This is a genomic window from Aquimarina sp. AU58 (assembly GCF_900312745.1).
GTDB classification, from domain to species: Bacteria; Bacteroidota; Bacteroidia; order Flavobacteriales; family Flavobacteriaceae; genus Aquimarina; species Aquimarina spinulae.
Map to the genome: position 1 here is coordinate 6523 of NZ_OMPD01000007.1, position 13020 is coordinate 19542.

Here is a 13020-nt window from a genome sequence, read left to right on the forward strand (position 1 = left end):
GTACAGGTCGCTGTATTTCCTGAACTATCCGTGACTGTCCAGGTCACTGTCGTATCTCCTAATGGGAAAGCTCCTGGTGCATCGTTGGTTGTACTGGCTACAGCACAATTATCGCCTGTAGTTGGTGTACCTAAAGCAACACTACTTGCAGTACATAGACCAGCATCTACATTGACATTTACCGTTGCTGGGCAACTGATTGTTGGATCAATATTATCGGTTACTGTTACGGTTTGCGTACAGGTCGCTGTATTTCCAGAACTGTCCGTGACTGTCCAGGTGACTGTCGTATCTCCTAATGGGAAAACTCCCGGTGCATCGTTGGTTGTACTGGCTACAGCGCAATTATCTCCTGTAGTTGGTGTACCTAAAGTAACTCCACTTGCAGTACATAAACCAGCATCTACATTTACATTTACTGTCGCTGGGCAACTGATGGTTGGATCAATGTTATCGGTTACTGTTACGGTTTGCGTACAAGTCGCTGTATTACCTGAACTATCCGTGACTGTCCAGGTGACTGTCGTATCTCCTATCGGGAAAACTCCCGGTGCATCGTTGGTTGTACTTGCTACTGCACAATTATCTGAAGTCGTTGGTGTACCCAAAGTAACTCCACTTGCAGTACATAAGCCTGCATCAACATTGACATTTACTGTCGCTGGACAACTGATTGTTGGATCAATGTTATCGGTTACCGTTACGGTTTGAGTACAAGTCGCTGTATTTCCTGAACTATCCGTGACTGTCCAGGTGACTGTCGTATCTCCTATCGGGAAAGCTCCTGGTGCATCGTTGGTTGTACTGGCTACAGCACAATTATCGCCTGTAGTTGGTGTACCTAAAGTAACTCCACTTGCAGTACATAGACCAGCATCTACATTGACATTTACCGTTGCTGGGCAACTGATGGTTGGATCAATATTGTCGGTTACCGTTACGGTTTGCGTACAGGTCGCTGTATTTCCAGAACTGTCCGTGACTGTCCAGGTGACTGTCGTATCTCCTAATGGGAAAACTCCCGGTGCATCATTAGTTACACTAGCTACAGCACAATTATCTGAAGTCGTTGGTGTACCCAAAGTAACTCCACTTGCAGTACATAAACCAGCATCTACATTTACATTTATCGTTGCTGGACATGCAATTACCGGATCAATGTTATCGGTTACCGTTACGGTTTGAGTACAGGTAGCTGTATTTCCTGAACTATCCGTGACTGTCCAGGTCACTGTCGTATCTCCTAATGGGAAAGCTCCTGGTGCATCGTTGGTTGTACTGGCTACAGCACAATTATCGCCTGTAGTTGGTGTACCTAAAGTAACTCCACTTGCAGTACATAGACCAGCATCAACATTGACATTTACCGTTGCTGGGCAACTGATTGTTGGATCAATGTTATCGGTTACTGTTACGGTTTGCGTACAGGTCGCTGTATTTCCAGAACTGTCCGTTACTGTCCAGGTGACTGTCGTATCTCCTAATGGGAAAACTCCCGGTGCATCGTTGGTTGTACTGGCTACAGCGCAATTATCTCCTGTAGTTGGTGTACCTAAAGTAACTCCACTTGCAGTACATAGACCAGCATCAACATTGACATTTACCGTTGCTGGGCAACTGATTGTTGGATTAGTAGTATCTTCAACAGTAAGGGTTACAGTAATTGAAGTTTCAGGAGTACACACATATGTTGAACTTGAAACAACAACTCGATATTGATTACCATTATGTGCAACAAGTGCATTGGTAATTGTTAGTGTGGCAGTAGTAGTAGTACTATGAATTCCTGTATCTGTTAAATCATCCCAGGTACTACCATTAAACAATTGCCACTGATACGTATCTGCATTAGATGTCGCAACAGTGAAGGTAGTATTTGCGCCTGGACATATGGCCGAATCTGATGGTTGTGTCGTAATTGATGGTGCTGTTCCTGCTGTAGTCACATTGGCATTAGTACCAGTATACCCATCGGTTCCCGAGGTGACTACTCCATTTCCATCTACTGTAAGACCAGCTCCAAAAGTACCGTTACCCAGATATCCGTTATTATCACCATCGGTAAATCCGGCTTCGATTACATCATTACACCCATCTGCATCACTATCTAATTCTAAAAAATTATAATTATTATCTGTATCACTATCAGCAACTGTATAGTTTATGGTTCCGCTACTTTCACTTCCAGGTGCCTGAACCGCATCTGGTACTCCATCTGAACTTAAAGCGCCAGATACAACACCGTTTACATGTGCTTGATTATGACCTGCTTCTACAGCATCATAGATCCCATCATTATCACTATCTAAATCTAGACGATCCACAATGTTATCACCATCAGTATCTCTGTCGAAACATAATACAAAAGAATTTGCCTTAAAAGCTAACCAGGAATCAAAAAGATTATCTCCATTATCAGCTACTCCAATCTTGATCGTATTATTTCCTGCATTTAACACTGCAGAAAAAGTTATTGTATGTGTAAAACCATCTGCTTCAATATTTATGGCTGTAGGAACCGTTTCATTATCTGTATATGATCCACTATCTACTGTATTATTTACAGTATCGATACTTAGTTGTGCTCCAGAAGGTGTTAATGCTAAATTGGTTCCGTTTATAAATATTTTAGGAGCATCGTTTAATCCAGTATTTACATAATCATTATATTCTTCCGAAGCAAAAACAAACTGACCCGAGATCACTGTTTCTGCTGGAATATTAACTACTATTTCGAGACTGGCAACATCAAATTCTGCGCTACCTCCACCAAAATCGGCATCTTTTCCTCCTCCTGCAGCACCTGTACCATTAATTCCATCACCTAATGCATTAGGGGTTGAGAATTGATTAGATAAATTATCATCTAACTCGAGAACATTCCCCGAAGAAAAAATAATTCCCCGATCAAATCCAAGGAATGCATTTAAAGCTCCTCCGCTACTTGTTATTTGATCACCATCATTGAATGTTCCTATTTGTGTTACAGCTCCACTACCTTCATTAACAGTAGCAGATACCAAAGTAAGATCAGAATCAGGGGCAAATAATAAATTGGCCAAAGTAGTGGCATTGTTTTCTGCTGTAATCTCAAAAGTAGTATTGGCATCATCCAGCAATTCTACTCCAAATGACCCTCCGCCCAAATCACATTCATCTCTATCTAGGATTCCATCATTATCATCATCCAAATCTATAGAATCCATTATACCATCTCCATCTGAGTTTACGGTTAAAAGTGCAGGTCCGGCGGGATCGATAATTTGTCCATCTGAAACGGTATCATCCCCAAATACTCCATCTGTAAGATTATAAGAAGCCGTAGCTATTGTTCTTGCTCCTATTGTTGTTGTATTTAATGTAGTTGTAAAATCCTGATAAATATCTGATGCTCCTCCAGGAGTATTTGGTCCATATTTTCGGTATGTAAATCCTGCTAAAGAATTAGTGATATGCCAATAGTAAGTAACTGTTACATCGTCTCCCGGAGTTATACAATCTAAAGTAAAATCTACCAATCCATAAGGGTAATGATATGTTGCATCATTAGCCGCCAACTCTGATTCTAATACAGTGCTGATACTTGAGATCTGAAAACAAATCCCTGTAGTTTCTATGGTTACATATCCTGTACCATCTGCTATTGGTATAGTAGCTACATTTCCTTGTGAAGAATCTGGTATTCCATCCCCGTTTCCATCGCCTCCGTTAGGCCCTGCATCCTCTATGGTTCCTGTAACTCCATCACCATCTTCACAACCCGTAGCTATAGCATTATTTGTTACAGCTGCTACTGCTCCTGTAGTATATGCTGCAGCGACAACTAAACCATCATGATTTACTGTATTTGCTGTTACGGTAAGTGGTTCTGTAGCAGCATTCCATGGGTTATAGACTCCTCCATTTGCGCCATCTGCATTCCAATCATTATAGGCTTCATTGGCATCACTACAACCATCTGCATCACTATCAAGAGATTCAAAATCAAAATCTCCAGCTGCATCGGTGTTTACTATTGTATAATTAAGTATTCCGGATTCGGCCACAGTTTCTATACTGTCGAAAAGCCCATTATTTCCTGATCCTGTATCGGCTCCATTAATTCTTCCATTACTGGTAGCAAACCCATGACCGGCTTCTATGGCATCATAGATACCATCATTATCACTATCTAAATCATAAAAATCAGGTACTCCATCTCCATCTGTATCAAAAGCAGTTTCGACGGCTCCATCCACATTACCTGTTCCTGCATCGGCATCATCATCATCAAGATAAGCAAAGATATTATCTGTATCTCCATCTGCATATGGATCAGACGGAGCTTCATTCAAATTAGGAATTCCGTCATTATCTACATCCAGATCCCAGGGATCTAAAACAAGGTCGCCATCAAGATCAAAAGCAGAAGATGCTGTTGGGCAAGCAAATCCATCGTTACTGGTAGTAGCTATTGTATTGTTTAAAAGTGTCACAGAAGGTGTTGCAGTGGTATAATCATTAACCAGGTACATCCCTCCAAGATTATAAGATACATATAAGCGATCTTCTGCATCAGTAAATGCAGCTCCAAAATTGGTTGCTGTAGGAGTGCCCAGACCTGAAACTTCTGTTTTAACAAGTGTGTTAAGATCCCAACTAATTAATAGGTCTGTATTACTTACACCATATAATTTGTCGTTGATAAAAACTACATCATTGGTATTTTTATTTGTTCCTCCTGTAAAGTTAACTGTCACTACTGCAGGTGAGCCACCGACAGGTAAGGTCGATAGATTTTCGATTCTGTCGTAATGCCCATTTCTATTGATCCATAAATTATCATTATCATCAACATCTCCAGATATACCACCACCACTCATGTTAGTTAGTGCTCCCAAATCCTGAAAAGCCCCATCCGCTCCTATACGAAGTAAGTGATTATGGATAGGGCTTGAGCCTCCTCCTTTACCAATAGCATACACATAATCATCAATTCTATTATATCCTGTTGCGTTGTATAATTGACTCACTGCAATGGGATCAGAATATTCTCCTGTTATGGCATCGTAACTTTTTAACTCTCCAGAGATAATTTGAAAAAAGTTTTGAGGGCAGCTAAATGGAGTAAGCGAGCATGCTGCTGACACTACTCCACCATTAATATAATCTGCATTAGGAGTGGTATACCCATCTACTGCACTAGTCACTACTCCGTCTTCATTAACGGTTACGACAAGAGGCCCTAAAATACCATCACTGCTTTCATCTGTAAAACCAGCTTCTCGAACATCACTACACGTATCTCCATCACTATTTGTAGATTGAAAATTAGGATTTCCTACCGTATCTGTATCTGCTATTGTATAATTAATTATACCAGAATCTACTATAGTTTCCAGACCGTCGAAAAGCCCATTTGTGCCTGCTCCTGTATCCTGACCAGTTATTCTTCCATTGGTATGTGGCAAACCATGCCCTGCTTCAACCACATCATAAATCCCGTCATTATCACTATCAAGATCAAAAAAATCGGGAACTCCATCTCCATCGGTATCAAAAGCAGTTTCGATAGCCCCATCTACATTACCTGTTGCTCCATCGGCATCATCATCATCTAAATATGCAAAAATCAAGTCTCCATCTCCATCGGCAAAAGGATCAGATGGAGATTCGTCTGTATTTGTTAGACCATCCCCATCTACATCTAAATCTAAAGGATCTAAGATATCATCACCATCCTGATCTATAGGTGAAGGTGCCGAGGGGCATGAAAACCCATCATTGCTGGTTGTAGTAGCTGTAGAGTTTAAAAATGATGATGTTGGTGTTCCTGTTGTATAATCATTGATTAAATACAACCCACCATCATTATACGATACGTACAAGCGGTCCTCGTTATCTGTAAATGCTGCTCCAAAACCAAGAGTTGTGGTTGGAGTACTTAAACCTCCTACTACCGTTTTGATCGATGTATCGAGATCCCATATAATTAGTTCTGCACTTTTATTAACTCCATATAATTTTCTATTGATATGCACAACATCATTAACATCACCTGCTGGCCCTGTAAAAGTAACGGTTACTACTGCGGGAGCTCCTCCTACCGGAAGGGTTGACAGGTTTTCGATTCTATCGTAATGATCTCCCCTATTAATCCATAAATTATCACTGTCATCAACGTCTCCTGATATACCACCAGATCCCTTATTGGTTAATGCACCAAGATCTGCTATAGATCCATCGGCATCAATACGAATCAAATGATCATCTATGGCACCAGCTTTCCCTATAGCATATACAAAATTATCAACTGGATTATATCCTGTAGCATTATAGAGATCATTCGTGCTAATTGCTGCCGAATATTCGCCTGTAACCGCATTATAGCTCTTTAATTCGCCACTAATCACCTGATAAAATGTAGAAGGACAGCTAAACTGTCCATACCCCAAAGAACCAATAAGCATAAAGGTTATACCACATGCTATAGAGAGATTGCTCTTCTTTTTATTTTTTCTTACTATACAAAAACGTAACAATCTATTTATCAAGATGAATATGAGTTGTATTAGAAACAAGAATCGTGTATTGATTTTCATAAGCTATTTATGATAAAATTGTTTTATTATTATTCTGAAGGGACTCATATGAATCCATACCTACCATGTTTTTAGAAATACATAGCGGCGTAATACCGTCAACTAATGTGTAGTCTTGCTGAATTGATCTTAAATATTTCTGAAAAGAAGTGTGAGTAGTACTTACCACACTATTTTTTGAGTCATGGGTGATACTATATGTTTTACTTTTATATAAATATGCATATACATGAGTATGTATACTATCTTTAAAAACGGTACTATTTTCTATAGGTAGCTCGGTGCGATTATTACTTTTTAATAAAAGGACAGAGGAAGACTCTAAAAATGAATATGCAATAAAAGAGTATAATACTAATAGAAGCGTAATTACTCCCATCAAAATTATGATGTTATAGTTAGATAGCGTATCTATTTTTCGAACATAATTCGTGTAGATACCAGAAAAACTATCTTTTATATAAGAAAACCCTTGTACATCTTTTGATGCAAAAAAATGAAACCTCATAATGGTTAATTTAGTATTAAATTGATCGTTATTCAGATCCCTGGGATTGCCTGGCTCGCCAAAAGTTTTACAATTCCGGGATTGTTATTTTTCTATGCTATATTCTCATTATTATTTATGTACATTGTCAAACAAAAATTATCTTTTCCTTCTACATTAAACACCAAAGCATTGTTTGGTAACAGATTCTGAAAATCGCATGTTTTGTATTTTCAAAATGGTATTATATCTGTCGCATATGAAAAAATCAGATGAGGAAAACATCATCACACATTTTACGAAGGAAATAAAAGTAGTGCAGTCCATAAGCAATTTATTATATCGATTAAAGTTCACTAACTATAATATCTACGGGCAAATAAATACTATACTATATCACAGCAATATTGCCGTAATTTTCTATGCTAAATAGCTATCAAAAAATAACACATTTGGGACATTAAGGGGTAAGAAATAAAATGTCTAGTGTAATTTTTTCTATAAGCAATATCTATTTTAAGTAATGTGTTTACGTTATGCTTTTATTAACATTATAAATGTATACATAAAACTTTGATTATGAGTATCTTAAAACACCAAAATAATTACGGTTTTACCATAAAAACAGGTTGAAATCATCAATTTTCGGGACAAAAGACATAAATTTGAGAGAATCCTACGAATACGTAATACAATTTCTAAAAAAGTAATCCACACCTTTTTAAGGTCATGTAGTTAAGAAATTAAGTAATGCTAGTATCAAATTTAGTCTATCAGAATGTAAATATTATTTGTGTTTTATTTTGATTTTGATAAGGTTCAATATTGCATCGATTTTCTCATATCAAAAAACAAAAGAGGCTACCAAAATGATAACCTCTTTTTACTTTGTATTCGTACCTTACTAGTCACATGATCTAATACCATAATTTACATTACATCTTGATCAATCGTTTTTGAATTATAGTATCACCAACACTTATTTTTATAAAATACTGTCCCGTAGATAAATCTTGAGTAGGGACTTTAATTCTTTCTTGATTTGTATATGATTTCAAGAAAATTGACTGTCCTAAATTATTAAGTATCTCGACTTCTGTATTTTGATCACTATTTTCTTTTGAAGTGATATATATCTGGTTTCCAAATGGATTTGGATATATCGAAAACATATCATCTTTAGCTATCGTTTCTTCTGTTACTGCTTCTTGCTCTTCGGCTTGTGCCTCTGGTTGCACTTCTGCTTCTGTAGGTACATCATTAACAATTGGTGCGCTAGCCATAGAAGCAGTTGGAGTACTACAACCATTAATCACTACATCATCTATATACACCCAATCAGAATTACCAGATGCATCTGCTCTAAATCGAAGTTGAGTTGTTGCCGTAAAAGGCCCCGGGATTACTACCTGATCATTATAACGTTGATCATTTACAAATTCATCAGATTGATTCCATTCTTCTACAGTAGTAAAGTTTGCTCCACCATCTGTTGATATCTGAAGCCAGAAATCTTCATTACTATTATCCATACTTCTACAGTAATACGAGAAATTAATCGTTAACTCTTCATAACTTGTCATATCAAAATTAGAAGTCGTCATCACCGATGTAGATGTGTTATCTCGTAATCGTATACAATAGGTTCCCGAATTTGCATACGCTGCATCGCTAGAACTTCTTCTTGCATCAGATCCACCACCGGACCATACGCCCCACCCGGATTCGAAATCTTCTGAGTTAATAACCGCATATGTACATTGTGATGGGTTAGGATCTGGGAGACATCCAGATGTGATCACCTGTGCCGCAGAGAGTGCAAAATCATACACAACAACTGCATCCATTTTTCCGGTATAAAAATTATCTGTAGTTTCTCCAAAACTATCTTTTTTCTGTACACCACCAATTCCTCCTGATCCTATATGTGTAGGAACAGAACCTGGCGCTGCACTACTTGAAGCAGCAGAAACACCATCAATATATAGACTATGACTGGTACTTCCTCCATTATACACTACAGCAACATGGTGCCAATCGCCATCATTTGGAAAAGCTACACTATGACTATCAGAAACCGTAGCACTATTTCTTACTATAGACTCTAGATTCGAGCCGTTTAATCTCAATACAACTCCACTAATTCCTCCTCCTTCTTCAAAAAGATTCTGGATACCAGACAGTGCAGTTGGTTTTATCCACATGGCAACACTTCTTTGCGACATCGATGCAATCAAAAACGGACCAGGGTTCTCACTGTACTGTATTTTTGTAGCTCCATCAAATACAGCAGATCGATCTCCTTCTTTAAAATCTACAGCATCGTAAGTTAACGTTCCTATAGTCGAAAGAGGATCATTATTATTTGCAGAAGCATCATTTGCATCTACTCCAACATCAAAATTCCAAAGTGCTAAATATGTATCTGGCTCAACGCAACTAACAACTGGTGGGTTGATTTGGATAATTTCTGGTAACGGAACCGTAAGTCCACTACTTCTATAGGTAGGCAAAGGAGCAGATATGTTAATCAGATAGTTACGAAGATCGGTACTTAGATCATTTGCAATAGTTAAGGTTGCATTATCAGGGCTTCCTGATAGTAAGTTAGTAGCTTCACCAATATCGGTTATTAGGTTATACATTTCATAAGAAGCTGTTTCAAAATTATGAATCAACTTGTAATCTCCTTTACGTATAATAGATACAGGTCTTTGATCACGTTTAGAATCAATTAGGTATCCAGGAAAATGCCAATAGATTGCATCTCTATTTAGGTTAGGATTCGTACCGGTTAGCATAGACCATTGGCTTACACCATCGATATCATATCCTGTGGGTAATGTTCCTCCTGCAGCCTCTACAAGTGTTGGGTACAGATCGAAAGCTACAATAGGAGTATTATTAATTGTACCTGTATTTGCCAATAAACCTTCTGACCATGCTATCGTAATTGATCTTACTCCACCTTCATAATGCTCACCTTTCATTCCTCGTAAAGGACCATTATCTTCTGTTCCGATTGCGCCACCATTATCAGAAATAAAATATACCAATGTATTTTCTGATAACATATGACCAGGATTTCTTGGATCTGCTGTTGTTTTTAGGTAATCGATAAGTCTGCTAATGGTTTGATCCATTCCTTCGGCAATTGCTGCCTGGCTTACATTAGTATGCCCCATCTGGCTAGGGTTTGTATTATTTTTAGCCACATATTTGGCATATAAATCGGGTCTTGCATTTGCCTGCCCCCAAGGACCGTGTATTGCATAGTTACTAAAATGCATAAAAAACGGAGATGTATTGTTTGCATTCATAAAATCGATTGCAGCATCTGCCATCGCATCGGTTACATGTTTTGCTGTTCCTTCTAGAGAGTTATCTCCTGCTAATGCCATAGATTCACTTAGTGTATAGGGATCGGCATATGGATCCAACTCTGGGCCTATCCTGCTATGAAAAGTCCAAACACCACCAGATTGCGAAGCAAAATAGCTTCCTGGAGCACCATCAGAACCACCCCCATAGTTAAAATCAAATCCCTGATCGGTAGGTCCATTACTCATGCTTCCTCCCGAGTGATATTTTCCAAAATGAGCTGTTGTATATCCACTTGCTTTTATGGTTTCGGCTATTGTAATGGCACTGGCAGGAATTTCGTCTTCTCCGTTAGAGAGTCCTTGACTAGGACCTACTAATAAAGTAGAACTTCCTCCTCTATTTAAACCATTTACTGCAAATACATTATTATCGGGTCTTGATGCATATTGCCCGCTTAAAATTGCTGCCCTGGTTGGTGCACAATTTGCCCCGTTTACATAGGCCTGCGGAAATGCAATACCTTGAGCAGCCAATGTTTCTAAAGTTGGTGTTTCATAAAAGTCACTGGGATTATTAATGTTAGTTGCCCCCGTACTCACTTGTGACCACCCCATATCATCGGCAATAATAACCACGATATTGGGAGATTGAGAATAAATCGAACTACTAACGCCAATACAGAGTAGCAGTACTAAGAATTTGGTTGTTGTTTTCATAGATTAATGGTTTAAAATTTACAATCGCAATGATTGGATAGATTAGTTATTTATGTATTCTTTTTTTAATTGAAATTAATACTAATAGTACGTTACGAAGTCTTTATGGCTTCTTACTATCTTGTTGTTAAACTGGTCTTTGGGAGGATTCTATATTTAGAAAGGAAAATCATGATCAGGTCTGGGAAACCACCAACTCAAAAAATAAGAATTCTGAGTTTTTTAGAAAACATTATTAGATGTATTGCTTCTAAATTGTAAATAGTATTTCTATTCCAGACACTGTTTTTGTTGGCTCGCCAAAGTTTTACAGTTGCAGTGTTGTTTTATATCTTGTTCTTTAACATTATATAATAATAACAAACTGGTTCATATGCTACTACTGCATATACACTCTTATATTCTTTAAGAGGTACTATAATTGGTCATATCCATTGCTTTTTGGTCTGAAAAAGAATCAGATCCAGTACACATGGTATAGATGTTATTTATGAGGTAAAAAGATGACTTAAAAAGCATTTGCATCACCTTTGCAAAGAAAAAAGTAAATGTGGTCATAAGTAGAATAATTTAATTAATATCTAAAAATTAGCTCATTAACTTAACCATGCGATTGGGTACATGATTAGTATTATTTACATTATGACAATGGTAATCTGATGATATGGTATACTTAAAAAAGACGTATTTAATAGTTGGGGTAGGTACTATTGTCTTTAATAACTAAACCATTTTACATCCAGGTTTATGTTAAGTTTTCTTTAACATTATAAATGTATATATAAAACTTTGATTAAGAGCAATTTAAACCCTCAAAATAATTATGGCAAAACCGTACATCATGTATTTATATGTCTGAATACAAGTAAAATCCAAAAAATAAAAGAGGTAGATGTTTATAAATAGTTATTTTATTTAAAGTAATATGAATAATGTTTAAGATCAAATACGTCACTTCGATTTCTATGACAAAACCAAACGATTCTGTTAAGAATTTTGTATCGAGAAGTACTTTTTGGCTATACATTTTCTTGTTTTCGATACACCAAATCAGAGATTTGGCACTCAAACCGACGAAAATTTCTAATCCGTTCTTTAACGTGACTATAAAGTGAATTGAGTGATTAGTAATTGAGTACATTAAAAAAGAAAGGCTTAATTCTATGTAATAACAAAGAATTAAGCCTTTTTTGTATTGTAATAGTTCTTTATATAAATCCTCTTTTTCTAGCTTCTTCTAATAACATTTGATCATCTGCTTTGGCAATAGAAAACATTTCTTTGATCTGGTTCTTTCTTTTCTCGATTGCACTTAATGACAAGCTTACATAATTTGGTAAATTCTTGGTCTTAACACCACGAGATAAATGATATAAGATCTTTAGGTTTTTCTCATCCAAAGAAAACTTATTCGTCATCATTTTTCTAAAATGATCATTTACCGTAGCACTATAATACGCTTTACCTTTTAAGATATTATTAAATGCTAATAATAATTCGCTAGAAGTAAGGTCACTCTTGATTAAGAATCCTGCCGGATTAATATTCTTAAGGATATTATGTATTCTATGATCTTCTCTATGCATGGTTAAGATAATGATCTTTGATTTTGGCAACAGCTCTTTTGCGTGCTTTGCCAAATCCTCACCAGAGGTAATCGATCCATCTGAAGAAGGAGGTAATTTAATATCAACAAAAAGCATATCATAAGGAACCGTCTCTGAAGATTTTACGATACTGGCGTATGCATCATCACAATTAGAGGCGATGTCAATCTTAATTTGATATTCTTTTTGATTTTCTCCTAATAAGGTATTTTTATACCCCTCGATAATCATAGGATGATCATCAATCATAAGAACTTTTAGCTTTTTCTTCATCTTAAAATTTGTTGTTTTTAGGTTTTAAAATT

Annotated in this window: 5 protein-coding genes; all 5 read right to left on the reverse strand. The window is 37.0% G+C overall.

Annotated elements, in window-relative coordinates:
- Nucleotides 1-6581: HYR domain-containing protein (locus DK441_RS02665; RefSeq protein WP_160111925.1), on the reverse strand; the 6581-nt coding region annotated here is incomplete at its 3' end.
- Between the two features lie 7 nt (nt 6582-6588).
- Nucleotides 6589-7089, reverse strand: coding sequence for a hypothetical protein (locus tag DK441_RS02670; protein ID WP_109097362.1), 501 nt, complete (start codon nt 7087-7089; stop codon nt 6589-6591).
- A gap of 914 nt (nt 7090-8003) precedes the next feature.
- Nucleotides 8004-11108 carry a sulfatase-like hydrolase/transferase gene (locus DK441_RS02675; protein WP_109097363.1) on the reverse strand — a complete coding sequence of 1035 codons (3105 nt, stop codon included), beginning with the start codon at nt 11106-11108 and terminating at the stop codon, nt 8004-8006.
- Between the two features lie 405 nt (nt 11109-11513).
- Nucleotides 11514-11666: a hypothetical protein gene (locus tag DK441_RS26405; protein ID WP_160111926.1), complete on the reverse strand. Its 153-nt coding sequence runs from the start codon at nt 11664-11666 to the stop codon at nt 11514-11516.
- A 650-nt stretch (nt 11667-12316) separates the two neighbouring features.
- Nucleotides 12317-12988, reverse strand: a complete 672-nt coding sequence (locus DK441_RS02680) for a response regulator (protein ID WP_025664289.1) — start codon at nt 12986-12988, stop codon at nt 12317-12319.
- Between the last annotated feature and the right edge of the window lie 32 nt (nt 12989-13020).